Source organism: Flavobacteriales bacterium (assembly GCA_016779995.1).
Taxonomy (GTDB): Bacteria; Bacteroidota; Bacteroidia; order Flavobacteriales; family UBA7312; genus UBA8444.
Genome location: JADHMO010000016.1, coordinates 1 through 26,842 on the forward strand (window position 1 = coordinate 1; position 26,842 = coordinate 26,842).

Sequence of the window (26,842 nt, forward strand, 5' to 3'; positions counted from 1 at the left end):
GTATTTAACGTTCATTTAACTTATGTTATATTTATTAGTTAACATTAAAATAGCATATTTAATTCAATATTTTATCATTAAATGAAGAATTAAATTACATATTATTTTAGTACAATATACGTTAAATATTGTATAATAAAAAATATAAATAACAAAAAAACAGTGAGTTACAATAAATTTATTTTTGAAAAGACTACGGACTGTAGTCTATTAATCCAATTTTAGATATCTCAACAAAACATTTTCTACTTTCTTAAATTAAATTAATTCTATGCTAGATTTAAGAAATTATATAATTATTTTTGAATAATGAAAAATTTAACCTTAACACTATTTACAGTTCTTTTGTTTGGAGCTTGTTCTACTAAAAATCAACTTATTTATTTAAAAGATTCAAATAAGTATGATACCTTTTCAAAAATTGACCATTCACTTCACAAGAACCTCATTAAGCCTGGAGATATCCTAAAGATTGATGTTCAAACTATTGTGCCTGAGGCTGCCCTTCCCTACAATAAGATTACTAATAATCAAGTTTCTAATCAAAATGTGGATATACTAAAACTTGAGGGCTACCGTGTTGATAACTTTAGTATGATAACTTTTCCTGTTCTTGGTAAAATTAGTGTTGATGGTTTGAGTGAGAATGATATAGAATCTAAAATTACTTCTTTACTTTTAGATGGAAACCATTTAACTAATCCTACTGTAAAAGTAAGAAGATTAAATTCTAAGTTCACAATCTTAGGCGAGGTTAGGAATCCAGGTACATTTTCTTATTTTGATCAAAACCTAAATATTTTCCAAGCACTAGGGTATGCTGGAGACTTAACTATAGATGGTAAAAGAAAAGATGTTAAATTGATTAGAGAAGAAAATGGCGTTCGAGAGATCTATAATATAGAATTAACCCAAACTGAATTATTGAACAGGCCGATTTACTACATTAGAAATAATGATGTAATCATTGTTAATCCTTCATTCAGTAAAGTTAAAAGTGCTGGTTTTATAGGTAGTCCAGCTTCAGTTGCTTCTATTGCTTCTTTATTACTTAGTATTACCTTATTAATAACAAACAATTAAAAATGAATCAATCACCTAATTTTGATTTTAATCATTTAGAGTCAGAAGATAATTTTGATTTTAAAAAGGAGTTTTTTAAGTACCTCTATTTTTGGAAATATTTTGTTGGAGCAACTACACTTTTTATAGTAATAGCTTTCATGTATTTAAGATATACATCCAAAGTATATAATGTAGCTGCCAAAATTAAAATTATTGATAAGAAAGAGTCTTCATTGGAATTACCTACGGCTTCAGAATTATTTTCTAATTCTAAAATCAATTTGGAAAATGAGATAGAAGTTATTAAATCTTACCCAATACTTAGTCAAGTTGTAGAGAATAAAAATCTTCATACTTCTGTTATTTCAATTGGAGATATAATGCAGTCATTGACTATTGAATATCCTTTTGAGATAAGTCTTAACTTTCCCATTGATAGTTTGTCAAAATCTAGTTACAGATTGAATATGATAGCTGATGGTTTTGAAATTATTGATTTTAGTAATGATTCAAAAAAGTATGTATTTAAAGGAGTATCTACCTACAATTTTAAACATGATTTACCTTTTGAAATCTTCAATTTTGATAGAGAGCAGTACATTAATTATGATAATGAAGGGTATGAAATTCAATTTTCATCTGTAGATGAAATGGTTGCTTCCCTTAAAAAATCAATTCAAATTTCTCAAGTTGGTAAAGAAAGTGATATCATACAATTAGAATTTAAATCAACGAATTCCGATTATTCTGAAATAGTACTTAATGAACTAATTGATGTGTTTAATAATGATGGTATTCAGGATCGTCAACTGATTCATAAAAGAACCATTGATTTTGTTAACGAAAGGTACGCATACCTTTCTATGGAACTTGATTCTATAGAAATTACTAAGCAGCTTTATAAAGTAGATAATGATTTAGTCGATTTATCGGCTAATTCTGCCATATCTTTAGAGCAGAGTTATAAATCTCAAGAAAATATTTTTTCTATTGAAAATCAAATCTCTCTCACTAACTTATTAATTACTACCTTGAATGATAGCGAGCTAGAATTGTTGCCTGCTAATATTGGTATTGAAAATGGAGAAATTAATTCACTAATTTTAGATTACAATTCAAATATTCTAGAACGTAAAAAGCTTATCCTAAGTGCTGGGCAGAACAATCCATCTATCAAGCAATTGGCTAATGTGTTAACTGATGGTCGTTCAAATATTATTTTTTCATTACGCAATTACCTTAATCAGTTAGAAAGTACTAAGCAAAAGCTTTCAAGACAGTCAGCAAAATTTGATATTCAAGTATCCAATCTACCAGAAAAAGAAAAGATTTTAAGAGCAATAGAAAGAAATCAACAGATTAAAGAGGCCTTGTATTTATTTTTATTACAAAAAAGAGAAGAGTCAGAAGTGAGTTATGCCGTTACGGAGCCCAGTGTTAAAGTTGTTGAGTACGCTATATCAAATAATTTACCAATCTCTCCAAAAGCAAACATTATTTACTTAGGTGCGCTTTTATTAGGCTTGTTATTGCCTTTCGGTACATTGTATTTGATGTTTTTGTTTAATACTAAATTATATTCTAAAGACGATTTAGAAGACTTAAAAATTAATGCCCCTGTAATTGCTGAAATTCCTGAAATAGATGCTACATACAAACTTTTACAATCATCAAATGAAAGAAGTACTTTGGCCGAGTCATTTAGGATATTGTCCTCCAATTTAAATTTTATTATTCCTAAAAAAATTGAAGGAGGTAAGGTAATCATATCTACATCCACTATTAAGGGAGAGGGAAAGACATTTACAGCCTTAAATCTAGCTTTAACTTATTCCTCATTGAACAAAAAGGTATTGCTTATAGGTGCAGATTTACATAACCCTCAAATTCATAAATACTTAAATTTAGAAAAGTCTGTTTCTGGATTGACAAACTATTTATTAGATAATAATTTCGATTGGAAAAGTACTTTAGTAAAAGCCAATACAGATTTAAATTGTGATATTATGTTAGGAGGGGTTATTCCACCAAACCCCGCACAACTTTTAACAAATGGAAATTTTGATAAGTTAATTGATGAGGCAAAATCGATATATGATTATGTTATAATTGACACTCCTCCTTCATTATTAGTTTCTGATACAATAAGTATGACACACCTTTCTGATGTAGTCTTATTTGTTGCTAGATGTAATCATACTGATAAAGAAGTTCTTAATTTTATTAAGGATACCATAGATTCTGGAAAAGTCAAAAATATAGGACTTGTCTTAAATGGCTTAGGTGCTACAAATAGCTATGGCTATGGATATGCCTATAATTATAGTTATAAATACGGCTACGGCTATAAATACTCCTATAATTATGGTTACGGCTATGGTTATGAATCAGATGATGGAGATAAATCTACATCATAAGATATCATATTATGAAAAGTTAAAGGCTTGGTACAATGTATCAAGCCTTTTTAATTTAAAACAAAAATTATTTTCTGTTGATAAGAAAATAGCCAAGGCAGATAGCTAAGATGGAAAGACTAAAAACAAGTATGTCGTTTGGTGATGAAAAGTTAGGTGTTAGTTTGAGTATCTTTTCAAAGAATTTAACAATCAAAACAATAATAATAACTTTGATAATCTTGTTTTTGAGTTGATCTAAACTGTTTATTTTTAAAGTAGAGTCAGCAAACTTCCCTTTTGCAAAGTCAATTTCACTGATAAAAAGCTCATAAACCCCAAATCCAAAAATCAGTAATACTATTCCTATTAAGAATAAGTCAATAGAAGAAATGATTTTAAACAGCAAATCGTTGTTAGTGGTAACATCTGGATTAAACAAAGGATTTTGATACACAATGGAGTATATAATATCCCAACTGCCTATAAAAAATAAAGTTATAGAAGCAAGTATAGATAATATAACAGATAAGATAACTACGTATCTTAAATTCCAGAGTATTTTCTCAAAATGATGTTCAAATTTCATATTCTTATACAATTATTTATTTTCAAATATATAAAAAAGAGAGCTTGTCAATTTAGAGGCTTTTGTGTTTGATAATTTTTTACGTCAAAATTATACGCCACAAACACTGTAGTTTAATGTTTTTTTAAAAAAATGTAAATTTTGTGGGAAAATAAAAGCAAAAACCCTCAAACTACTAGAGTAAGAGGGTTTGTTCTTGGTGGGCAATGAGGGACTCGAACCCCCGACTTCCTCCTTGTAAGGGAGGCACTCTGAACCAACTGAGTTAATCGCCCAAAATTGGTTGGCAAATATAACAGATTTTGCTTCAATCACAAATTATATTCAAAAAAGTCTTATCATATTATCTCAGCGACTACAAAGGTGCTGCCACCAATGAAAATCAAATCATTTTTTTTAGCTACTGACTTAGCCTTTTTTAATGCATCGGCAACGGATTTAAAACAATTTCCTGTCAATTGATATTCTTGGGCTTTTGTAAATAGTAAATCGACATGCATAGCTCGAGGTATTTGGGCTTGACAGAAATAGTAATGAGCTTTTTTAGGCAATAGTTTTAAGATGCCATCTATTGATTTGTCATTAACTACGCCAAATACTATATGTAACTCTTCATATCTTGTCTTTTTAATATGCTCAACTATACGTCTTATTCCATCTACATTATGCCCCGTATCGCAAATAATCGAGGGAGATTGACCCAAAGTCATCCACCTTCCTAATAAGGAGGTATTATTCAGTACATTTTTAAATCCGTTTTCAATGTGTTTATCTAGAATTTCCCAAGCTTGAGTTCTTAAAATTTTGATTGCGGTGTAGGCCGTATTTTTATTTTCGGTTTGATAGTTCCCTTTTAAATCGCTTTCAATGTCGCAATTTTCTGCATAATAAATTTTGGAATGATTGTCTTGGGCTATTTCATCAAAAATAGCTTTTGTTTGTTCCTGTTTTCTGCCTATTAAGATAGGTGTTCTAGGTTTTATTATGCCTCCTTTTTCTCTTGCAATTTTTTCGATACTATCACCTAGCAATTCTGTGTGGTCTAATCCTATATTAGTAATTATCGATAATTCTGGTTGAATGATGTTAGTACTATCTAAACGCCCTCCTAAGCCAACTTCTATGATAGCAATATCTACTTTTTCTGTGGCGAAGTGATGAAAGGCTAATGCCACTGTCATTTCAAAAAACGACATGCCAATTTGACTAAACCAATGTTTGTTCTCTGTTATAAATTGGATGACGCTTTCTTGCTTTATCATATCGCCATTGATACGAATTCGTTCTCTGAAATCTTTAAGGTGGGGCGAGGTGTATAAGCCTGTCTTATAGCCAGCCTCTTGTAGTACTGATGCAAGTAAATGACTGGTAGAACCTTTACCATTGGTGCCAGCTATGTGTATTGATTTAAAATTTTGATGAGGATTTCCTAGTTTTTCAGTTGCTTGAACGATATTACCTATATCGGCTTTGTAAGCGATACTTCCAGTACGTTGATACATCGGTAATTGGCTGAATAACCAATCCAAACATTGCTGATAAGTCATTAGTTCAGCTTGAAATTGTAAATGATTGTTCCTACTTGAATCTCAGGAGCTGTAGTATTAGCTTCAAAAGTAGTTTTAAGTGCAGCCTCTTTAGCTTTAGAATATAGGTAGGCATTAGTAGTTGTAGAGCCTTTAGCACCAGGTGTTGCACTGATAACTTTACCATTTCTATCTACTCGAATAGTCACGACAACCTTACCTTGTTGCTGGGAATCGTAATTTGGCTTTTTAATTTCTGCGATAGTTCTACCGCCTAGCTGATAGGCGATGCCATTTGTACCAATTCCACCACCAGTGTAAGCATTCGAATTTGGATCACCATCTTGGCTACCCTGATCTCCTTGCCCTTCACTTATTCCTTGACTATTACTGTTATTTTGCTTTTTACCAGGGTAAAGTGCTTTGGTATTGACCACAGGCTCGGGTTTTTTCTCCTCAATCTTTTTGATTTCTTTTGGTTTCTCTAGCTGTTCTTTAAGTTTGGTAGTAGGTGTTTCTTCAATATCCTGAGTGCTAATATCTTCAACGACAGGATTATTATTGACAATCTCTTGAGGAGTTATTTCTTGTTCTTCGACAATCTGTTCTGGTTGTTCTGAGCCACTTCCAAAATCTTGGTAACCAAAATTAATAGTAATGCCTTCTTCAGGAGGAGGAGGTATTTGATAGGTCAAACCCATAAAAATGAAACATAAAAGCAAACCGATATGAAACAAAACTGTTCCAATGATTGCTTTGCGTCTATTTTTTGTTGGTTTAATCATTATTTTGGATTTGTTGCAAGTACTACTTTGTACTTATTGCGATAAGCGATATCCATCACTTTTACGGCAAACTCTATATCAACCGTTTTATCTGCATGTAGAACAATAGCAGGTTCTTGTTCGTTAGCAAGACGTTGTTTTAGTTGATTTTCTAGTTGCTCGAAAGGGAATTTTTGATCTTCAATATAGTACTCTATTTCTGGTGTAATAGATACAGAAATGGTTTGTTTTTCAAGAGTCCTTGCTTTACTATTGGGTAACAATAGCTTGAGGGCATTGGGGCTAACTAGCGTAGAAGTAAGCATAAAAAAGATAAGTAATAAGAATACGATGTCTGTCATAGAGGACATGCTGAAGTTAGCACTTACCTTATTTTTGCTTCTTAAACTCATTTGTTATTGTGTAATAAATCCATAAAGTCAGTTGTGGTTGTTTCTAATAAGAAGACCACTTTTTCTACTTTGGTTACTAATAGGTTGTAGGCAATGTATGCAATAATACCTACCACTAAACCAGCTACTGTTGTTACCATAGCTGTATAAATACCTTTGGATAGCATTTCAATATCAATATTTCCTCCTGCACTTGCCATTTCGTGAAACGCCACAATCATACCAATTACTGTCCCTAAGAATCCAATCATGGGTGCTGCACCCGCAATGGTAGCTAGGTTGGCTAAATTATTTTCTAAAACATAGACCTCCAGCTTACCTTGATTTTCAATAGCAGAAGAAATATCAGTCATGGGTTTGTCAATTCGGTCAATGCCTTTTTCTAACATTCTAGAAATAGAACTATCGGTATTTTTACAAAGAGTTTTAGCAGCTTTTATGTCTTTATCTTGAACATAATTTTTGATGCTATTTAAAAAACTTGAGTCTATTTTTCTAGCCTTGTTGAGTGTGGTATATCGTTCAATAAATAGATATACAGAAATCACGGACAAGATGCCTAAGGTTATCATAATGATATTACCTCCAGTACCGCCACTGCTGATAAGCTCTAGTATAGAAAGTGTTTTTTCTTCTACCAATTCACCTTCCATAGCCGTTGTTGATAAACTGTCGCTGAGTGTGTTGATTTGTAATAAAAGTGATTTCATATATGTATTTTTTAGAGAACGTTAGTCTAGTATGTCTTATTGCATAAGTATGTAGGTTATAGCACCAGCAATATATCCTATAAATGCTAGAAAACTTATTTTTTTGACATACCAAATGAAATCAATTTTTAGAATACCCATTACGGCTACTCCAGCAGCAGAACCTATTATTAGGACACTACCACCTGTTCCAGCACAATAGGCTAAGAATTCCCAAAATGATCCGTCTACAGCAAAAACACCTGTTCCAATTTCATACATACCCATGGCGCCCGCTACTAATGGAACATTATCTACTATGGCAGACAATAATCCAATGATGATGTTTATGGCGTAAATGTTTCCATCAAAGGTATTGTCTAAAATTTTGGCCATATCGTTCAAGTGCCCCATACTTTGTAAAGATGCTACAGCCAATAAAATTCCTAAAAAGAAAAATATAGTAGGAACATCTACTTTTTTTAGAACGCCGATTACAGTCAAGTCAGACTTAGCTTCGTAGTTTTTACTTCTATGCAACAGTTCTGTAGTAAGCCACATTACTCCTAAGCTTAATAGGATTCCAATGTATGGTGGTAGGTGAGTTACAGTTTTAAAAACAGGCACAAATAATAATCCACCAACACCTAAAAAGAAAATGAATTTTCTTTCAAATGGAGTGGTTGGGTTCATAATGTGCTCTAAAGCTTCACTATCTGAAGGTCTTGTGATATTACCTTTGAGTTTAAATGTTAAGTATATTAATGGAGCAATCATACAAACTAATGAAGGAACTAATACAGATGTAATAATATTAGCCGCTGTTACTTGCCCTCCAATCCATAACATAATTGTTGTTACATCACCAATCGGTGACCAAGCACCACCAGCATTGGCTGAAATGATTATCATACCAGCAAATAGCCATAAATCTTTTTTGTCTTCAATGAGTTTTGTTAAGAGAGCTGACATCACGATAGCCGTAGTTAAGTTATCTAATGTTGCTGAAAAGAAGAATGACAAAATGCACAGAATCCACATTAACTTAACTTTATTATTGGTCTTGATTCGGTCAGTAATTACCGAAAACCCTTGATGAGCATCTACCAATTCGACTATAGTCATTGCTCCTAAAAGAAAGAATAAAATTTGCCCTATTTCTGCTAAATGATGCGACAGTTCATAAAGCACAAAATTCTTTTTGACATAATCTACATTTTGAGCGATAAACTCACTAGTGTAGTTGAGGTCTTTTGTTTGGAAGTAAGTTAAGAATTTGCCGAAATTATCGGAGTTGATATCAATTTCAAACAAGCCTAATGCAAAAATAGCCCAGCAAAGCGAACCAGCAAGTAAAGCGGATGCTGCTTTGTCTATTTTAAGATTGTGTTCAAAAGCAATTAGTGTATATCCTAAGATAAAAACGACTAACATTGAAAGGTAAATCATAGATAGTATTTTTGTTGGTTAATTTATTTTTGCAAATATACTGTTGTTGATGGAAAAGCAAACTCACAATCGTTATTCTTTACTATTTCCATAATTTTAAAGTTGATATCCTCTTTGACATCTATGAAATCGTCCCATTTTGTCGAATTAACGTAGAACAAAACCATAATATCTAATGAACTTGCTCCAAACTCTTGGAATTTTACTCTTCCTTCTTGGTCAGTTCTGGGATGTTCGTTAATTAATATTTCGATTTCCTTGACTATTTTTTTCATTTGGTCAATAGTGGTATCATAGGTTAGACCTATGTAAAATTTTGCTCGTCTAACTTTTCTTTTACCCAGGTTATCCAGTTCGGCAGAAATCATATTCTTATTAGGGACAGTGACAATACTTTTGTCGAAAGTGCGAATACGAGTCGAGCGAAAGCCTACTTTTTCGACTGTGCCTGTGATACTTCCTGTAGATACCAAGTCACCTACTAAAAAGGGTTTGTCAAAAAATATAGTAAATGAGCCTAATAGATTTTCTAAACTTTCCTTAGAAGCCATTGCAATTGCGATACCTCCAATACCAACACCAGCGGCTAAAGCAGTAACGTCAACATCAAAGATTTTACTTAACAAAACAAAGAATAAAACAATATAAACGGCAATTTTACCCAACTCAATAACGAAAGGAATCAATTGGTCGTCCATTTGACTTTCTGTATCCTTAGCTTTATTTAGAAAAACAATGCCAAAATAATCGACAAAACGTAATGCAATTTTAGAAACAGAAAACAAAACGATTAGACTAAAGATTTTACTTAGGATTAGACTGATGTTAAAGTTTTTAGTTTCAAAATTTAGCTCAGGAGGAAATGTAATGTTAAGTGAGCCTAAATAAATTAACATTAGCAATACAAAAACACCTATGGGTTTTATTAGTAATTCATCGAAGGTTTTAATATCTATAGATTCATCTCTATTGAGTACTCTATACATGATATGGCTGAGGTATTTGGATATAATACGCTTAAAAAGCAGTCCGAATAGTACAAAGCCTAAAAACCAGCAATAATTTTCTAATGAATTGCTTAAAAATTGTCGGTGTAAAATTTCTTGAAAGTCCATTGTTTAAATAAGTTGGTTAAGTGCGATTTCAAAGGCAGTTTTTGAAATGTCTGTCTTTGATGAATTAATTTGGTGTGTTTCTTTCAAGGCTTTCATTATGGTTGCTGAGGTATCTTGGAAAATAGCTGTATCAGTCATTTCACTGTTTGGGTTCATGAGGTAGGCAAATACTCTAGCCATACCACAGTTGGCGATGAAGTCAGGTAAAACACTTACTCTTTCATCTGCAAATTCTCCGATGCTACCAAAGAAAATTTCTTCGTCGGCAAATGGCACATTAGCACCGCAAGAGATAACCTCTAACCCTCCAGCAATCATACGTTCTAAATGGTCTTGTTTTATTAGTCTTGAAGCTGCTGCAGGAATAAATACATCAACTTTCATATCCCATATTTTGGCGTTAACCTCATCAAAGGATAGCATATGCTCAGCGTTTAGCTTATTGCCTTTTTTATTGATAAACAACTGACGAATTTCTTCGAAAGTAAAGCCGTTTTCATTTATTAGCCCACCTTCTTGGTCAATGATGCCAACAATTTTAGCTCCTAATGATGCTTGATAAAAGGCTGCCGCAGAGCCCACATTTCCCCAACCTTGAATGATTACCTTTTTGTCATTTAAATCTTCATTGTGAAGACGGTAAAAGTGATTTACTGCTTCAGACACTCCGTAGCCGGTTATCATGTCAGCAACGGTATATTTTTTTGACACTTCTGGAGTTAGGCTAGGCTCGGTAATTTCTAACAATACTCCATCTTGTAGTTGTTTAATAATGGTTTTTTTCTGTTCTGCAGAAGGCTTGAAGTGACCATTGAATACACCTTCTTGAGGATGTTCTACACCAAGATTTAGGGTAATGGGAATGACTTCATGTATTTCATCAACATTTAAGTCGCCTCCAGTACCGTAGTAATTTTTTAGTAGGGGAGTAATGGCAGCATACCATCGTTTTAAAACGCCTTCTTTTCTGGGGTCTTTGGGGTCAAAGTTTATACCAGATTTAGCACCGCCAATCGCTGGTCCAGCGACTGTAAACTTAACTTCCATAGTTTTAGCAAGAGAAACAACTTCATGTTTATTAAGTCCTTTTCTCATTCGTGTGCCACCACCTGCGGCACCACCTCGAAGTGAATTTATTACGACCCAGCCTTCAGCTTCAGTTTGGCTGTCACTCCATTCAAAAACAACCTCGGGTTTTTTGTTTTCGTATGCGTCTAATAATTTTTTCATTGAAAGTAAATTTCAGCAAAAGTAATTAATTATTATGCAAAGTACTTACCTACTACAGAATTCCTTTTAGCTCCTGTAACGGATGCCAAACAATTAATTTCATTTTCTCTATTGAGTACACCTAAAAACCCAAAAATCAAGGCCTCTTTATATTCTATAAGTTTTTTATTGCCTAAGATGAAATTAGCTCGAGAATTTGCCGCAATCCTCTGCATAAGGAAAGTGTTCAATGCGCCGCCTCCTGTAACGAGGCATTGTCCTGATTTGATACAATCAGCAATTTGAATGGCTATGTGTTCAACTACTGTTCGCATAATATTAGGAGTACTGTCGTTATATTTTTTTAGAATAGGTATAAAATCTTTTTCTAGCCATTCTTTTCCTAAAGACTTCGGCGGCAATTGTTTGTAGTAGTTGATGGCGTTTAGTTCCTTCAAGAGTTCATTATTTATACTTCCCGTTTTGGCTATTTGCCCGTCATTATCGAATTCCTTACCCAATTGATTGGCATATTCATTAAGTACGATGTTTACAGGACATATATCGTAGGCTTGTCTCAATCCATCGTTGTTAAATGAAAAATTGCTGAATCCACCTAAGTTCAGACAATAATCGTACTCACTAAAAAGTAATTCATCTCCAACAGGCACTAGAGGAGCACCCTGACCACCAAGTTCTACATCTAGAGTCCTAAAATCACAAACTACGGGAATATTCAATTGTGAATTAATTATTTTTCCATCACCAATTTGTAGTGTGATACCTTTTTCGGGCTGATGCAAAATGGTATGTCCATGCGAACAGATTAAATCCACTTGCAAGTTATGTTTAAGAATAAAATCCCTCAATAATTGGGATAGATAAATCGCATATCGTTGGCTAGACTCTTGTATTTCAGATAGGGGCTTAAGGTGTAAATCTCTCAGTTCTTTTTGCCATTGTTCATCATAAGGAATCGTTTGACATACGCCTAATTGATATTGCCAACTTTTGTCGTGATAAAAGCTAACAAAAGCAAGATCTACTCCGTCTAAAGAAGTTCCTGACATTAGACCAATCACATTGTGTTGTTTGTTAAAGCCCATATTATTAGTTAAAAAGACTATTTTTGAGCTCAAATTTAAACTAACTATACAAATGAACTTTAATTTTACTGAAGAACATATCATGATTCGTGATGCGGCTAGAGATTTTGCTAAGACAGAATTGCTACCAGGAGTTATTGAGAGAGATGAAAATCAAACCTTTCCGGCTGAACAAATTAAGAAATTAGGTGAATTGGGTTTTATGGGTATGATGGTCGATCCGAAGTATGGTGGTGCTGGTATGGATACTATCTCTTATGTCTTGGCAATGGAAGAACTTTCCAAAGTTGATGCTTCAGCATCGGTAGTTGTTTCAGTTAATAATTCTTTGGTATGTTGGGGATTAGAAAAGTACGGAACAGAAGAACAAAAACAAAAGTATTTAGTTCCTTTAGCAAAAGGTGAAATTATTGGTGCTTTTTGTCTTTCAGAACCAGAGGCAGGTAGTGATGCTACTTCTCAGCAAACTACGGCAGTTGATATGGGTGACCATTACCTACTAAACGGTACTAAAAATTGGATTACAAATGGTAATACTGCATCTGTTTATTTAGTTATTGCTCAAACAAATCCTGAGAAAGGACATCGTGGCATTAATGCGCTTATTGTTGAGAAAGGTATGCCAGGTTTTGAGGTTGGTTTGAAGGAAAATAAATTAGGTATCAGAGGGTCAGATACTCACTCGCTGTTGTTTAATGATGTTAAAGTGCCTAAAGAAAATAGGATAGGGGAAGATGGCTTTGGTTTTAAATTTGCTATGTCAACACTTTCTGGTGGAAGAATAGGTATTGCCTCACAAGCTTTAGGTATTGCTTCTGGAGCTTACGAATTATCTTTAGAGTATTCAAAGCAACGTAAAGCATTTGGTAAAGCAATTAGTGAGCATCAGGCTATTGCTTTTAAACTTGCTGATATGGCTACCGAAATAGAGGCTGCCCGATTGTTATGTCTAAAATCGGCATGGTTAAAAGACAATAAAATGAATTTTGATAAAGAAAGTGCTATCGCTAAGGTTTTTGCGTCCGAAGTAGCTATGAAATCTACTACAGAGGCAGTTCAAATACATGGTGGTTATGGTTTTGTTAAAGAATATCATGTTGAGCGTTTAATGAGAGACGCTAAAATCACTCAAATTTATGAAGGCACATCAGAAATTCAACGTATTGTAATCTCTCGTTCTATCCTCAAATAAACATTTTATTATATTTATAAAAAATTATAGTTTCATTATGAAGAAAATTTTAATTCTATTAATCGGCTTAGTTTCATTAACTATTCATGCACAAACTGTTGAGCAGATGAATAAATATATGAGGTTTGTGCCTTCCAATATGAAAGCTTCAGACATTAATCCTTCTGACATTCCTAGTGAAGATGTCTTAAGACAAATGGGTCTTTCAGAGGAAGAAATTATTGAAGCTATGGATTACAAATACCAAAGAGGGAAGTACAACCCTAATTATATGGATACCACAAGTGCTGAAACGTCTTTAATGCAATCGGATTTATTCTATGCTTCAATGAATGATTCTTTATTTGACTTGAACGACTCCATAATTTATCCTCCAGCCAAAATCTATGGTCAAGATTTTTTCAGAAATAACACTATTTCTTTCTTTTCTAGAGCCTACGACAATCAAGCACCAGATAATTATCTTTTGGGTGAAAATGATGAGTTAACCATTTCCATTTGGGGACTTGCTGAACACAGTGAGGTCGTCACAGTTAGTGAAAGTGGATATATCAATTCTCGTATTGCAGGACGAATTTATGTAGGCTCTAAAAATCTTAAAACGGTTAAATCCTTAGTGAGAAATCGTATGAATTCCTTTTTTGATTTGAAGAAATCCCAGTTCGATTTAACATTAAATTACTCTAGAGTCATTTCTGTAAATATTATTGGAGAAGTCTTTAACCCGGGTTCTTATTCTATTCCAGCTACAAACACTGCATTCAATGCTTTAGTGGCAGCAGGAGGTCCTAGTCAAATAGGTTCAGTTAGAAACATTTACTTGATGAGAGATGGCAAAACGATAGATTCATTAGATGTCTATAAATTTTTATTTGACCCAAGCACTTCTCAAGATTTGTTTATGCAAAACAACGATTATCTATACGTCCCTGTTGCTGCCAATGTGGTTGATTTAAAAGGAGAAGTTAATAGACCATATTCTTACGAAGTTAAATCCGGTGATAAGCTGATAGACATGATAAAATATGCGGGAGGATTCACCAAAATGGCTTATAAGAATGGAATTACAATTAAAAGAATAGACAATAATTCCGTAAAAACTATTACTGTTGACGAAGTTGGAGCTGATAATTTGAATTTGTTTAACGGTGATGAAATTTTAGTAAATAGCATTCAAGGTATCCCTACAGATTTGGTTTATGTCAATTCATCGACTGGTATTTCTGGTGAGTATCAATTCTCAGAAGGTGAACGAGTGTATGATATGGTTTTGAAGTCTAATTCACTTTCAGATGATTTATTTTTAGAGTCAGCTTATTTAGTCAGAACTTCTGAAGACTATACCAAGGACTATATTATTCTTGACATTGCACAAATTGTTCAAGAGCCAACTTCAGCATCTAATATTTTAATTCAAGAATATGATGAGTTATTCTTCTTGTCCAAGAGAGATTATATGGACGATTTTGAGGTTACAATTTCTGGAGCAGTAAGATTACCCAATACATTTTCTTTTGGAGAGGGCATTACCTTAGCTGATGTAATAATGATGGCTGGTGGTTTGGCACAAGAGGCTTCTGGTGCTAAAATTGATATTTCACGAATAGTAGATTATGATGCGGAAATAAATCAAATTAAGTCAAAAAGAACTTTAGTACGTTCATTTGATATTTCAAATGATGGTGATTTAAGTGACGAGGCTTTGAATTTTGCTTTAGAGCCCTATGACCAAGTTGCTGTTAGAGTTAATCCAGATTATCAAGAAGTAAGAACCATCGTACTAACGGGAGAGGTGCAATTTCCAGGAGTTTATTCCTTATTGTCTAAAGACGAAACTATAGCTGAACTTATTAATCGAGCAGGTGGCTTGAAAAGTAGTGCTGATATGAGTGCTGTGAAAATGTATCGCAATATGAAAGTTGAAGAAAGTCCAGACAATGAGATAGACTTTTTCGAAAATGATGAAGAAATTGTAAATGGCTTTTTCTCGGATGGAGAATTCGTTCAAATTATTCCTTTGAATGCAGAAAAGGATAAAATGAATAAAGTTGAAAAATCTTACATTGACAAATATATTCCTGTTCATTTGGAGTTAAAGAAAGCAATGAAGTATGACAATTCTAAATATAATATCGTTCTTAACGATAGGGATAGTATTCACATTTCTGCGAAACAAGATTTAATTACAATAACTGGCGCGCTTTCTAATTTTGACCAAACATCTATTTCCGTACCCCATTTGGAAAGAAGAGCTAACTACTACATCAATAATTATGCTGGAGGTTTTACAAAACACAATGTAAAGGAAAATACCTTGGTTATATCGCCATCAGGAAAAGTTGCTAAGGCAAAAGACTTTGGTTTGTTTATTTTATATCCCCGTGTAGAGATGGGCTCTACCATTAAATTGACAGAAGACATAAAAATCAAACGTCAAAAACCTGAGCCAGTAGATTGGACTAAGGTCTTAGAAAGTACAGTGACTAAGATTTCAGCCTTAGCTTCTTTATATATTCTTTACCTTTCAAGACAACAATAAATATATGAGTAATTCTACTACACATCATGACGATATAAGACTGAAGGATGTTATTTTAAAGCTAATTAGCATCAAGCAGTTATTGTGGCAAAAAAAGTTCAAGATTATTGTCTTCTCAGTTATTTTCGGTCTTTTAGGTAGTGTTTATGCATACTTTAAGAAAGAAACCTATGAGGCTCATCTGACTTTTGTTATTGATGAAAGTCAAGAGTCAGGTGGTTTAGGTGCTATTTCTGGTATGGCTAGTCAGTTTGGCTTTAATTTAGGAGGTGCATCTAGTGGTACATTTAGCCAAACTAATATTCAAGAAATCATTACTTCAAGAAGAGTCGTCGAAGAAGCACTTTTAAAAAGAGGTATTATAGATGGTGAGGAAGATTTGTTGATAAATCATCACATAGCTTTCAATGATTTACGAAAAAAATGGGAGGGTACAAATATTGAGAATTTATACTTTACTTCAAATAGAGATGAATTCACCTTACAGCACGATAGTATTATAGGTTTAGCTTTCTTTAATCTTACTAATGGCAATATTTCTACTAGTATTGAGGACGAAAGCAATATTGTTAAAATTTCTTGTGTTTCAAAAAATGAAGATTTTGCCAAGTTGATGATTGAGTCTTTGGCACTTAAATTGGAAGAATACTATACTATTTTTCAAACTGCTAAGTCAAAAAATACTTTAGATTTTCTATCGTTCAGAGCAGACTCTGTTCTTCTTGAATTAAAAAATGCCGAATATAGATACGCTTCTTATAAAGACGCCAATTTTGGAGTCCAACGTGCTAAAGGTTTGCTTGAAGAAATCCGATTGAAAAGAGATGTTGAGATTTTAAATATTATGTATGGAGAAATAGTTAAAAATTTAGAAATCTCAAAATTTACTCTTTTAAATAATAAGCCGTTATTAAACATTATTGACTCGCCAACTTTACCATTAAAGGTCAATAAATTGTCAATAGTATTAGCTTTTATTTTATTTTCAATATTAGCTTCGGTAGTGTATTCTTTTATCTTAATTATCAAACAGATAATTAATGAAGAGATGAGTTAAAGAACTTCTTTTAGTATTTCAAGTTTTATTCCTCTTGAGCCTTTGAGTAGTATGAACATACCTTCGATTGGATTTTCTTCAATCCAGTCGAGTGCATCTTTACTATTAAAGAAGTGTGCAAAATTATGTTGACATTTATTAAACTCCTGACCAATTAGTATAACCTCTTGATTATTTTGTGATAAATCATCAATAATAGATTGATGTTCGACTAAGGAGTTTTCGCCAAGTTCAAGCATATCGCCTAAAATGAACAGCTTTTTTTTGTGGTTTACTTTTTGAAATGCTTTTATAGCCTCCGTCATACTGCTAGGATTAGCATTATAAGCATCTAAAACAATAGTATTTCGGTTTGTTTTTAATAGCTGTGAACGATTATTTGACGGAGTATAGCTTTCTATAGCTTCTTTTGTATTTTCTAAACTTACACCAAAATAATGTCCAATTTCACAAGCTGCTAGAATATTAGTTCTGTTGTAATCTCCTATTAATTGAGAAGAAATTAAAGAATCATTAAATATAACTTCAGCAAATGGCGAATTGCTTTGCTCTTGTTCTATTGTATTATATAAAATACGCTCAGTATTTTCTGAGATAGACATTAGTAATTTGTCGTTTGCATTGACAAATAAAGTGCCATCATTGATATCTATATGGTCATATAGTTCTTTTTTAGCTTTTATAACGCCTTCAACACTACCAAAGCCTTCTAAGTGTGCTTTTCCAATATTAGTGATGATGCCAAAATCAACTTGAGCTAATCCACATAAAAATTCAATTTCATGTATGTGATTAGCTCCCATTTCAACTATCAGAAATTCTGTGTCTAGTTTTGCGCCAAGCAATGTTAAGGGTACGCCAATATGGTTGTTGAAATTGCCTTTGGTTGCAACAGTTTTGAATTTCTTTTCAATGACTGCTGTTATCAGTTCCTTTGTGGTAGTTTTTCCATTAGTACCAGTAATTCCTAGAACGGGACAATTTAACTGCTTTCTATGGTATTTGCTAAGTTCTTGCAAACAAGACAATACATCATCTACTAGTATGTATTTTTCGTTCAGACAATATGCTTTATTATCAACAACAGCAAAACTAGCTCCTTTATCAATGGCACTTTTTGCATATTTATTACCGTCGAAATTATCTCCTTTTAGAGCAAAAAAGATGCTATTTAACTCAATTTGTCTTGAGTCAGTCGTAACTCCAGATGACTTTAAGAATATGTTATGTAGCTCCTTTATATTCATACCAAAAAAAACCCCAATAAATTGGGGTTTAATTATAATTACTTTTTATCGTAATAGCCGTTGTTCTTGTTCCAATCAACGGGTTTACGTCTATTTTCTTTGAGGTTACTTGTTGGAGGTCCTAACCTATCCATAGCACATCTGAAGCCTATATAGCTTGTTGATTGCTTTTGGTCAAGGAATCGTCTTGTACCTGGAACCATCCAATACGCTCTATCTTTGTATGAACCTCCTTTATAAACTCTAGTTTGATCAGAAATTAGAGAGGTATTATTAAGTTCATAAACTTGGTTAGTTGTATTTTCCTCAGAGTCTTGCAACCAATCACTAGCTGGAGCATTCACTTTAGAATCATAGTCACCATCTAAATAGTTGATGTTATCAGATTTGCTATAGTTTCTTCTATTAAGGTTTTCTTCAACAGTAACATTTCTTTTTATAATGTTTCCTAAAGTATCTTTTTCTACAATAAAACGATCTTCATCTCTTTCCCAAGTTTCGAATACGTTACCTCTGAATGGATTCATATCAGTAGTATTTGGATCCACAAGCGGTCTGTAAATATCCATAACCCATTCTGATACATTACCAGCCATATTATACAAGCCATATTCATTAGGCCAGTAGCTTATTACTGGAGCAGTTTTGTCAGCATTGTCGTTTAGCTTACCAGCAGTACCCATATTATCACCACGCCCTCTTTTGAAGTTAGCAACAATTTCACCTTTATTTCTTTTAGATGGATTTCTTACACCGTCGCCATTCCAAGGGTATAATTTTCTTTCAGAAACATTTTCTTGTTCTGTGTTACCTACTAATGCTAAAGCTGCAAATTCCCACTCAGCTTCAGTTGGTAATCTAAATCTTGGTAAAAGAATACCGTCAGATTCTTGTACGTTTCTAACTGCATTTTTGTCTTTACCAGCTTTCTTATCATAAGAATGCACACCTAACTTTAGGTTAGGAAGTTGTCTTCTAATTCTTCCTTCATATTGCCCCATTTTATAGGCATCTGTTTTGAAGACATTTTCGTCAACTTGCTCTGGGTCTTCCCATAAATACCCATTATCGATAAGTATTCTTTCATTAACTCTGTCCGTTCTCCACGCACAATAATCAACCGCTTGCTCCCAGCTAACACCAACAACAGGATATTGGTTAAATGCAGGGTGACGTAAATAGCTTTCTACGTATGGTTCGTTAAAAGATAATTTATCCCTCCATACATTAGTATCTGGTAGAGCTTTCCAATAGATTTCAGGATAAGAACCATTGTCATAATTAGAGCCATAAACTCTCTCTATCCAAAATAAATATTCTAAATAGTCAATATTTCTTACTTCCGTTTCATCCATATAGAATGAAGATACGGTAACTGTTTTTGGAACATTATTCCAATCGTATTGCACATCTTGTTCAACACGTCCCATTGTAAATGAACCACCCTCTATAAATGCCATTCCATCAGGTGTGACTTGCTCAGTATAATTAGTTGAGACTTCAAATCCTCCATGTTTTGGGTCATTATAGTTCCAACCAGTTGTTTTTGATTTTTCCTTACTACATCCGAAGATTAAAGCTAGGGAAAGAACGAGTAAAATTTGATTTTTCATAATTTAAATGGTTTTCTGAGTATTTCTAAAACTAAAAGTTAGGGCAATTTATTGTTTCAAATGCTTTGCCTTTATATCTGCAAGGTAGTTTGTATGCAAAAGATAATTCATGAGCACCTTGTGTATTACTGTTATTTAAGTCTGATATTGTTACATCGTAGCTATAGCCAAACTTCCAAGATGCTTGTTCGATTCCTAGAAGAACAATAAAAGCATCAAAATTTTCAGCGCTTTGTCTTAGCCATAAACCACCAACAATAGGTCCTTTTAAGACGTACACCCCATAATTCAACTGCATAAAGTCTTGTTGTTTTTGAAATAACAAGTTAGGAGAAAGGATTGCAGCATTTTTTGGTCTGTTACCAGAATTAGTCCTGTATGTTCCAAATCTATTCAATGGGAATGATGCACCTATATTTGCTGTTATTTTCATTGGCAATCTACTTTCGCCAATAAAGCCTTGGTCTGGCATTGTAATGTGATGAGCTGCAAAGCCAAAGTAGTAATCAAATTGATTGTTGGCATTTCCGAAGCCCATAAAACCTGCTGCAAAATCAGTAAATCCTTTAGAGTTGGCATAGTTTACTATATCTTCATTGGTAGGATAGATAAATCCTTGTACTGGGTCAATCATATCTCCAAAAGTAAGATTTTGCCAATCAATACCTAGTTGTCTGTATGCAGCTTCAAAACCAGCATTTATTGAAAGTTTTTTATTTACCTTCAATCTATAGGCGTAAGTAGCACTTATGTGAGTGGTGTTTAAGTTTCCAGCACCAGCTACGTCTTTGGCCACAGCAAATCCTAGTCCACCACCAAGTTTATCAACGTATTGGTCATAAGATGCACTATATGTAACATAAGTTTTACCGATACCAGGCCATTGATTTCTGTGGTTTAGACTGATACGGGGGCAAATGTTAGTTCCTGCCATTGCAGGGTTAAGATATAAGGGATTAGCAAAAAATTGGCTGAATGCAGGGTCTTGTGCCTTTACCTCATTACTGAAGCCAATTAATAGCGACATACTTAGTAAGAATAAAATCTTCTTCATCGTGGATCGTGATTTTAGTAGCTAACAAAAATAAAAAAATATTCTTACAACTATCAATTTATCTTACTGAATAGATAATATAAATATTCTCCTTACGTTTCAGATGTGTCATTTAATTCATTATATTGATGTAATTTCATTCATATAAGCTAACTTTGAACTTCATTTTTAAGTATGAATTATTTCTTTACTACTACGTTTTTGTTGTTAATGTTTGTTAACGTTAATGGGCAACAATCTCAATACCATTTTCTAGATTATAAATGGCAAAATGGTGCTGTGACTGTGAATGATTCTAAGTCTCATCATTTAAGTTTTGAATTTCAAACAACGGATTATCTTTCTAAAGCAGATATTAGTATAATCAATCCAGTTTATACTCTTTGCGATTCTTCTGAAATAAATTACATTAAAAATTTTCTGATTGATTCAATCCCACATCTAAGTTATCAAAGTGGTATAAGTAGAAAGCAACTTATTATCAGAGGAGAAGTCTTTCCTTTTATTTTAAAAGATGACCTTTATCAAAAATTAATTTTTGCTGAATTACAAATAAGTTCAGCACCCTCTTTTACCACTCGAAAATCTAATGCTACTGTTGAACACTCTGTCCTATCTAGCGGTAATTGGTATAAATTTGCTTTAAATACAGATGGAATTTACAGATTGACTTATCAAGATTTGCAAAATCTTGGCATGAATGTTTCTAATTTAAATCCTCAGAATTTGAGAATTTATGGACACCCTGGAGGATTATTGCCAACAGAAAATTCCTCCAACCGAGCTGTTGATTTACAAGAGTTAGCTATTCAAGTTATAGGTCAATCTGACGGTAGTTTTGATGAAAATGACTACATTTTATTTTTTGGACAGTCACCAAATCAATGGTTTTTAAATAGCTCTGGTTTTTTCAGTCGTCAACAGCATTATTATGATGATAATACTTATTATTTTATTACTGCTGATATCGGAGAAGGTAAGCGTGTAGAGTCTTTTCAATCTCTATCTTCTGCTGATAATATTATTAGTACTTTCAATGATTATCAAATTCACGAAAAAGAAGAAGTTAATTTTATCAAATCTGGTCAAAATTGGTATGGAGATGTTTTCGATTTGGTTGATAGTAAATCTTTCAATTTCAGTTTTCCTAATAGGGTAGGTGACGCCAATTTAAAAGTAGCTTTAGCAGCTAATTCGCCTTCGCCATTCAACTCTAATTTTACCATTAATGCCTCTGGAATGTCAAGTCAGACTACTTCTATTTCTGGAATCAGTGGTAGTTATAACAAAGCAAATCTTAAAGTTTTTGAAAATACAATTAGTCCTACTTCAGATAATATACAACTAACTCTTGATTTTAGTAGTTCATCACCCTCTGGAAAAGGATGGATTGATTACATAGAAATTAACGCTCAAAGGGAATTAAAAATGTATGGTAGTCAAATGTCTTTTAGGTCTTTGGCTTCTGTTCAATCAAATTCTGTAAGTGAATTTCAACTCTCTAACACCAATTCTTCAACAAGAATATGGGACGTTACACAAGCACTAAATCCTCAATCTATCGTTGGGCAAAGTTCAGCCTCTGTGCTTTCCTTTAAAATACCAACCGATACATTAAGACAATTTATAGCATTTGATGGGGGTTACTTATCTCCTAACCTAATAGGAAAAGTAGATAATCAAGATTTGCATGCCTTGAGAGATGTTGATTATTTAATAGTCTCGCACCCTACATTTTTAGAACAAGCCAATAGACTAGCAACTTTTCACGAAAGTCAAGGTTTAAATGTTGAGGTAGTTAGTCCTCAACAAATTTATAACGAGTTTTCTTCAGGAAGTCAAGATGTATCGGCTATTCGAGACTTTGCTAAAATGCTATACGACCAAGAGCATCCATTAAGGTATTTATTGTTGTTTGGGGACGCTTCTTATGACCCAAAGAATAGACTGTCCAATAACACCAATTATATAGTATCTTATCAGTCGTCCAATTCTACCAATGAATTGTATTCTTATGTTTCTGATGACTATTTTGCACTACTTGATGAGGAAGAAAGTATATTTTCTGATGCTGCAAATATTCCTTTCTTGGATATTGGGGTAGGACGATTTCCTGTTCAAACTGTGGAAGAAGCTAAAAATGCAGTCGATAAAGTTATTGCTTACAGCGCTTTAGAGTCTTATGGTGATTGGCGATTGAATATGTGTTTTGTTGGCGATGACAACGATGAGGTAGAAACCGTTCACTCTTTACAAGCCGAACAATTGGCTGACTATATTGCTACAAACTATCCTGAGATGAATGTAGATAAGATATATTTGGATGCTTATCAACAAGAATCATCAACAGGGGGGCAGCGTTGTCAGAGCGCAAATAATGCTATTTCAGAAGCTATCAATAAAGGTATGTTTGTAGTTAATTACACCGGTCACGGCGGAGAATTAGGTTGGGCTCACGAAAGAATTTTAGAAATAGATGACATTAATTCTTGGAGTAATGAATATAAATTGCCTTTGTTCATGACGGCAACTTGTGAGTTTAGTAGATACGATGACCCTGAAAGAGTATCGGCAGGAGAGCAAGTGTTTCTCAAAGAAAATGGAGGAGCAATAGCCTTGTTAACGACTTCAAGAGTGGTGTTCACAGGAAGTAATTTAGATTTAAACACCTCCTTTCTAGAAAATTTATTTCCTCAAGAAAATGAGGAATTTCCTAGATTAGGCGACGTATTAATGAGAACTAAAAATAATGTGGTTAATGTTTCAAACACCAATCATAGAAACTTTACTCTGTTAGGAGATCCAGCTCTGCAATTGGCATACCCTCAATACGATATTGTTCTGACTAATGTTCAGGATAGTGCCAAGGCTTTGGGCTTAGTCACTATTTCTGGAGAAATACAAAACAATGGTGTCAAGCTCAATAACTTCAATGGTTTAGTTTATCCAAAAGTATATGACAAACGAAGAGACTTCCAAACTTTAGGGCAAGATGAATCCCCAGTGTTTGTTTTCGATTTACAAAAGAACTTATTATTTAAAGGTAAGTCCTCAGTTGAAAATGGAGAGTTTTCATTTTCATTTATTGTTCCTAAAGATATCAATTATGACTTTGGAAACGGTAAAATTAGTTTGTATGCTAAAGGAGATATTCAAGATCAATTGTGTGATGCACTTGGTCATAATTTAGATATGGTTGTGGGTGGCACGTCATCGGAATATACAGAAGACTTTGAAGGTCCACAAATCGAGCTATTTATGAACGATACCAACTTCATTTTTGGAGGCATTACTGATGCCAATCCATCTTTATATGCGATGTTGTATGATGAAAGTGGCATCAATACAGTAAGCAATGGTATCGGGCATGATATGTTGGCTGTTATAGACGAGGAATCTTCCAACCCCATTGTTTTAAACGATTTTTATGAATCTGATATTAATAGCTATAAGAGTGGAATAATAGACTATCCTTTTAGCACACTTTCAGAGGGAAAACATACCTTGACTGTCAAGGTGTGGGATGTTCACAATAATTCGGCTGAAGGATTCACAGAGTTTGTTGTCATGTCGTCTAATAATTTAACTATTCAAAATTTATTAAACTACCCTAATCCTGTAGTTGATTTCACTTCTTTTTACTTTGAGCACAACCAGAATAATGAACAGATTAAGGTCGTTTTACAAATTATGGATTTACAAGGTAGAGTTGTAAAGGAAATAAAAGATGATATTGTCCCAAATGGTTACAGATATGGACCAATTCAATGGGATGGAAAGTCTGAAAGTGGAGCCAAGCTCAATGCAGGAGTGTATGTTTATTCTCTTATTGCTAGTCTTTCAAATGGAAAAACAACTAATAATTCTGGACGATTGATACTATTAGAGTAAAATATTCGTTATTAATCTTTATTGTGTTTATATTTGTCAATTAATAATACCAAAAATGAATCAACTTAAGACGTTATTTGCCACCTTTTCTCTTATATTTTCAGTGATTTCAGTAAATGTTTTCGCTCAACAGTCAGAAAACCTCGACAATTGGTTAAATACCATAACAACCTCAGTACCCTTTCTTATTATAAGTCCTGATGCTAAAGCTGGTGGTATGGGAGACGTAGGTGTAGCTTCGACTCCTGACGCTATGTCTATGCACTGGAACCCTGCTAAATATGCCTTTGTTAAAAATGATGTCGGTTTTTCGGTATGCTATACTCCCTGGTTAAAGTCTTTAGTTCCTGATATTAATCTATCTTACTTGACAGGCTATAAACGATTAGACGAAAATCAAGTATTAGGTTTTTCTTTACGTTATTTTACCTTAGGAGAAATAAACTTTACAGATGCCAACAACAATCCTTTGGGTTCATTTAACCCCAATGAATTTTCATTAGACGGAGGTTATGCCTTGAAGTTATCTCAACGATTTTCAACAGGTGTTGCTTTAAGATATGTTTACTCTAACCTAACAGGAGGTCAACAAGTTGGTACATTAGCTACCAAAGCAGCTCATACTGTCGCTGGTGATATTTCAGGCTATTATACTAAGGAAGTTAGATTAGCTGGTCAGAAAATGGATTGGGCAATGGGTTTAAACATATCTAATATTGGTGCTAAGGTGTCTTACACCGAAACGGTTGATAAAGATTTTATACCTACTAATTTAAGGATAGGTTCTTCTTTAGCTACCGATATTGATGAATATAATCAATTGGCATTCGAATTTAATGTCAATAAACTATTAGTTCCTACACCACCACTTTACAATGAAGATGGTGATATCATAAGTGGACAAGACCCAGATGTATCTGTAATTAGTGGTATTTTTCAATCTTTTTCAGATGCACCATACAATGATAGAGAGATACGAGAGCTGATTTATTCTACTGGTGTAGAATATTGGTACGACCAACAATTTGCTGTGCGCTCGGGTTTTTTCTATGAGCACCCTACAAAAGGAGATCGTCAATTTTTTACTCTCGGAGCTGGAGTGCGATATAATGTATTTGGATTAGACTTCTCTTATCTCATTCCTCTTCAAGGCAGAGATGAGGTTAATGCCGTTAATCCTCTGTCAAACACTTTAAGATTTGCCTTAACATTCGACTTTAGCGCATTAGAACAAGTCGAAAACTAATTCATAAAATTTGAACATACGCATAGGATACGGATACGATGTACATCAATTGAGTGAGGGCGAAGACCTCATTCTTGGGGGTATTCATATTCCACACTCTAAAGGATCAGTAGGTCACTCGGACGCCGATGTACTCATTCATACTATATGCGATGCCATTTTAGGAGCTGCCAATATGCGAGATATTGGTTTTCATTTCCCAGATACTTCTGCTGACTACAAAGGCATTGATAGTAAAATATTACTTCGAGATGTGATGACTTTAATAAGAGACAAGGGCTATGAAATTATAAATATTGATTCTACCGTCTGTTTAGAAAAGCCCAAAGTCAACCCACATATTCCACAAATGCAAGAAGTTCTATCGGACTGTATGCAGATAGAAGTTAATCAACTATCCATTAAAGCCACAACATCAGAAAAGATGGGCTTTGTAGGTACTGAAAAGGGAATAGCAGCACATGCTGTTGCTTTATTGAAATTGGTAGACTAGAAATTTTATTATCGAAATCTTTGGCGTATATTTTCGGAACAGAATAATTTAAGGCTGAAATTTCTTTTTGTACGTTTCTTTGTACGCATTCCAAAAAACGGTTAATTTTTGACATAAAAAAAGTGCGTGATTAAACGCACTTTTCTAGGTTAAAAAACCGATTTTGTTTTTAGTAGCGAGGGCAGGACT

The 26,842-nt window shown here is 33.6% G+C and carries 20 protein-coding genes and 1 tRNA gene; 8 read left to right on the top strand and 13 right to left on the bottom strand.

Annotation, left to right across the window (positions count from 1 at the left end; genetic code table 11):
* Positions 1-309 precede the first annotated feature (309 nt).
* On the top strand, positions 310-1,083 hold the full coding sequence (locus ISP71_07990) for a polysaccharide biosynthesis/export family protein (GenBank protein ID MBL6664025.1): 774 nt from the start codon (positions 310-312) through the stop codon (positions 1,081-1,083).
* A 2-nt stretch (positions 1,084-1,085) separates the two neighbouring features.
* Positions 1,086-3,482 carry a polysaccharide biosynthesis tyrosine autokinase gene (locus ISP71_07995; GenBank protein MBL6664026.1) on the top strand — a complete coding sequence of 799 codons (2,397 nt, stop codon included), beginning with the start codon at positions 1,086-1,088 and terminating at the stop codon, positions 3,480-3,482.
* A gap of 67 nt (positions 3,483-3,549) precedes the next feature.
* On the opposite strand, the gene ISP71_08000 is transcribed toward ISP71_07995, so the two are convergent.
* From ISP71_08000 to ISP71_08045, 10 genes are all read right to left on the bottom strand, one after another.
* Positions 3,550-4,050: a YqhA family protein gene (locus tag ISP71_08000; GenBank protein MBL6664027.1), complete on the bottom strand. Its 501-nt coding sequence runs from the start codon at positions 4,048-4,050 to the stop codon at positions 3,550-3,552.
* Between the two features lie 197 nt (positions 4,051-4,247).
* Positions 4,248-4,325, bottom strand: a tRNA-Val gene (locus ISP71_08005).
* 63 nt (positions 4,326-4,388) lie between these two features.
* A complete protein-coding gene (locus ISP71_08010; protein ID MBL6664028.1) occupies positions 4,389-5,597 on the bottom strand; it encodes a bifunctional folylpolyglutamate synthase/dihydrofolate synthase in 1,209 nt (402 codons plus the stop codon).
* Positions 5,597-6,361 (bottom strand): energy transducer TonB, encoded by a 765-nt coding sequence (locus tag ISP71_08015; protein MBL6664029.1) that lies wholly within the window; start codon positions 6,359-6,361, stop codon positions 5,597-5,599. Before ISP71_08015 ends, ISP71_08010 begins: the two co-directional genes overlap by 1 nt.
* Positions 6,361-6,753, bottom strand: a complete 393-nt coding sequence (locus ISP71_08020; GenBank protein ID MBL6664030.1) for a biopolymer transporter ExbD — start codon at positions 6,751-6,753, stop codon at positions 6,361-6,363. The genes ISP71_08015 and ISP71_08020 overlap by 1 nt, the downstream gene beginning before the upstream one ends.
* On the bottom strand, positions 6,750-7,463 hold the full coding sequence (locus ISP71_08025; GenBank protein MBL6664031.1) for a MotA/TolQ/ExbB proton channel family protein: 714 nt from the start codon (positions 7,461-7,463) through the stop codon (positions 6,750-6,752). The genes ISP71_08020 and ISP71_08025 overlap by 4 nt, the downstream gene beginning before the upstream one ends.
* A gap of 36 nt (positions 7,464-7,499) precedes the next feature.
* Positions 7,500-8,888, bottom strand: coding sequence for a sodium:proton antiporter NhaD (nhaD, locus tag ISP71_08030; GenBank protein MBL6664032.1), 1,389 nt, complete (start codon positions 8,886-8,888; stop codon positions 7,500-7,502).
* A gap of 26 nt (positions 8,889-8,914) precedes the next feature.
* Positions 8,915-10,006, bottom strand: coding sequence for a mechanosensitive ion channel family protein (locus ISP71_08035; GenBank protein ID MBL6664033.1), 1,092 nt, complete (start codon positions 10,004-10,006; stop codon positions 8,915-8,917).
* Positions 10,007-10,009: 3 nt separating this feature from the next.
* Positions 10,010-11,236 carry an amino acid dehydrogenase gene (locus tag ISP71_08040; GenBank protein MBL6664034.1) on the bottom strand — a complete coding sequence of 409 codons (1,227 nt, stop codon included), beginning with the start codon at positions 11,234-11,236 and terminating at the stop codon, positions 10,010-10,012.
* A 32-nt stretch (positions 11,237-11,268) separates the two neighbouring features.
* A complete protein-coding gene (locus tag ISP71_08045) occupies positions 11,269-12,321 on the bottom strand; it encodes an anhydro-N-acetylmuramic acid kinase (GenBank protein MBL6664035.1) in 1,053 nt (350 codons plus the stop codon).
* Between the two features lie 52 nt (positions 12,322-12,373).
* Between ISP71_08045 and ISP71_08050 the strand changes: the two genes are divergently transcribed.
* The 3 genes from ISP71_08050 to ISP71_08060 are packed head-to-tail and all read left to right on the top strand — an operon-like array spanning position 12,374 to position 17,109.
* On the top strand, positions 12,374-13,513 hold the full coding sequence (locus ISP71_08050) for an acyl-CoA dehydrogenase (protein MBL6664036.1): 1,140 nt from the start codon (positions 12,374-12,376) through the stop codon (positions 13,511-13,513).
* Between the two features lie 37 nt (positions 13,514-13,550).
* Positions 13,551-16,052: an SLBB domain-containing protein gene (locus ISP71_08055; protein ID MBL6664037.1), complete on the top strand. Its 2,502-nt coding sequence runs from the start codon at positions 13,551-13,553 to the stop codon at positions 16,050-16,052.
* Between the two features lie 4 nt (positions 16,053-16,056).
* Positions 16,057-17,109 (top strand): hypothetical protein, encoded by a 1,053-nt coding sequence (locus ISP71_08060; protein MBL6664038.1) that lies wholly within the window; start codon positions 16,057-16,059, stop codon positions 17,107-17,109.
* Here the strand turns inward: ISP71_08060 and ISP71_08065 are convergent.
* The 3 genes from ISP71_08065 to ISP71_08075 are packed head-to-tail and all read right to left on the bottom strand — an operon-like array spanning position 17,106 to position 21,023.
* On the bottom strand, positions 17,106-18,356 hold the full coding sequence (locus ISP71_08065; GenBank protein MBL6664039.1) for a UDP-N-acetylmuramoyl-tripeptide--D-alanyl-D-alanine ligase: 1,251 nt from the start codon (positions 18,354-18,356) through the stop codon (positions 17,106-17,108). The genes ISP71_08060 and ISP71_08065 overlap by 4 nt on opposite strands.
* Before the next feature lie 38 nt (positions 18,357-18,394).
* Positions 18,395-19,969: a gliding motility lipoprotein GldJ gene (gene gldJ, locus ISP71_08070; GenBank protein ID MBL6664040.1), complete on the bottom strand. Its 1,575-nt coding sequence runs from the start codon at positions 19,967-19,969 to the stop codon at positions 18,395-18,397.
* Positions 19,970-20,000: 31 nt separating this feature from the next.
* A complete protein-coding gene (locus ISP71_08075) occupies positions 20,001-21,023 on the bottom strand; it encodes a PorP/SprF family type IX secretion system membrane protein (GenBank protein MBL6664041.1) in 1,023 nt (340 codons plus the stop codon).
* A gap of 174 nt (positions 21,024-21,197) precedes the next feature.
* On the opposite strand from ISP71_08075, the gene porU reads away from it, so the two are divergent.
* From porU to ISP71_08090, 3 genes are read left to right on the top strand one after another with little or no spacing between them, the layout of a single operon-like run.
* On the top strand, positions 21,198-24,914 hold the full coding sequence (gene porU, locus ISP71_08080; GenBank protein MBL6664042.1) for a type IX secretion system sortase PorU: 3,717 nt from the start codon (positions 21,198-21,200) through the stop codon (positions 24,912-24,914).
* Positions 24,915-24,969: 55 nt separating this feature from the next.
* Positions 24,970-26,160, top strand: coding sequence for a type IX secretion system outer membrane channel protein PorV (gene porV / locus ISP71_08085; GenBank protein MBL6664043.1), 1,191 nt, complete (start codon positions 24,970-24,972; stop codon positions 26,158-26,160).
* Between the two features lie 10 nt (positions 26,161-26,170).
* Positions 26,171-26,653, top strand: a complete 483-nt coding sequence (locus ISP71_08090) for a 2-C-methyl-D-erythritol 2,4-cyclodiphosphate synthase (GenBank protein ID MBL6664044.1) — start codon at positions 26,171-26,173, stop codon at positions 26,651-26,653.
* The last annotated feature ends 189 nt before the right edge of the window (positions 26,654-26,842 follow it).

What these genes read in the sequence shown, in the direction of transcription:
- ISP71_07990 (MBL6664025.1), top strand. Translation starts at nt 310, where the DNA reads ATGAAAAATTTAACCTTAACACTATTTACAGTTCTTTTGTTTGGAGCT.
- ISP71_07995 (MBL6664026.1), top strand. Translation starts at nt 1,086, where the DNA reads ATGAATCAATCACCTAATTTTGATTTTAATCATTTAGAGTCAGAAGAT.
- ISP71_08000 (MBL6664027.1), bottom strand. Translation starts at nt 4,050, where the DNA reads ATGAAATTTGAACATCATTTTGAGAAAATACTCTGGAATTTAAGATAC.
- ISP71_08010 (MBL6664028.1), bottom strand. Translation starts at nt 5,597, where the DNA reads ATGACTTATCAGCAATGTTTGGATTGGTTATTCAGCCAATTACCGATG.
- ISP71_08015 (MBL6664029.1), bottom strand. Translation starts at nt 6,361, where the DNA reads ATGATTAAACCAACAAAAAATAGACGCAAAGCAATCATTGGAACAGTT.
- ISP71_08020 (MBL6664030.1), bottom strand. Translation starts at nt 6,753, where the DNA reads ATGAGTTTAAGAAGCAAAAATAAGGTAAGTGCTAACTTCAGCATGTCC.
- ISP71_08025 (MBL6664031.1), bottom strand. Translation starts at nt 7,463, where the DNA reads ATGAAATCACTTTTATTACAAATCAACACACTCAGCGACAGTTTATCA.
- ISP71_08035 (MBL6664033.1), bottom strand. Translation starts at nt 10,006, where the DNA reads ATGGACTTTCAAGAAATTTTACACCGACAATTTTTAAGCAATTCATTA.
- ISP71_08040 (MBL6664034.1), bottom strand. Translation starts at nt 11,236, where the DNA reads ATGAAAAAATTATTAGACGCATACGAAAACAAAAAACCCGAGGTTGTT.
- ISP71_08045 (MBL6664035.1), bottom strand. Translation starts at nt 12,321, where the DNA reads ATGGGCTTTAACAAACAACACAATGTGATTGGTCTAATGTCAGGAACT.
- ISP71_08050 (MBL6664036.1), top strand. Translation starts at nt 12,374, where the DNA reads ATGAACTTTAATTTTACTGAAGAACATATCATGATTCGTGATGCGGCT.
- ISP71_08055 (MBL6664037.1), top strand. Translation starts at nt 13,551, where the DNA reads ATGAAGAAAATTTTAATTCTATTAATCGGCTTAGTTTCATTAACTATT.
- ISP71_08060 (MBL6664038.1), top strand. Translation starts at nt 16,057, where the DNA reads ATGAGTAATTCTACTACACATCATGACGATATAAGACTGAAGGATGTT.
- ISP71_08065 (MBL6664039.1), bottom strand. Translation starts at nt 18,356, where the DNA reads ATGAATATAAAGGAGCTACATAACATATTCTTAAAGTCATCTGGAGTT.
- gldJ (MBL6664040.1), bottom strand. Translation starts at nt 19,969, where the DNA reads ATGAAAAATCAAATTTTACTCGTTCTTTCCCTAGCTTTAATCTTCGGA.
- ISP71_08075 (MBL6664041.1), bottom strand. Translation starts at nt 21,023, where the DNA reads ATGAAGAAGATTTTATTCTTACTAAGTATGTCGCTATTAATTGGCTTC.
- porU (MBL6664042.1), top strand. Translation starts at nt 21,198, where the DNA reads ATGAATTATTTCTTTACTACTACGTTTTTGTTGTTAATGTTTGTTAAC.
- porV (MBL6664043.1), top strand. Translation starts at nt 24,970, where the DNA reads ATGAATCAACTTAAGACGTTATTTGCCACCTTTTCTCTTATATTTTCA.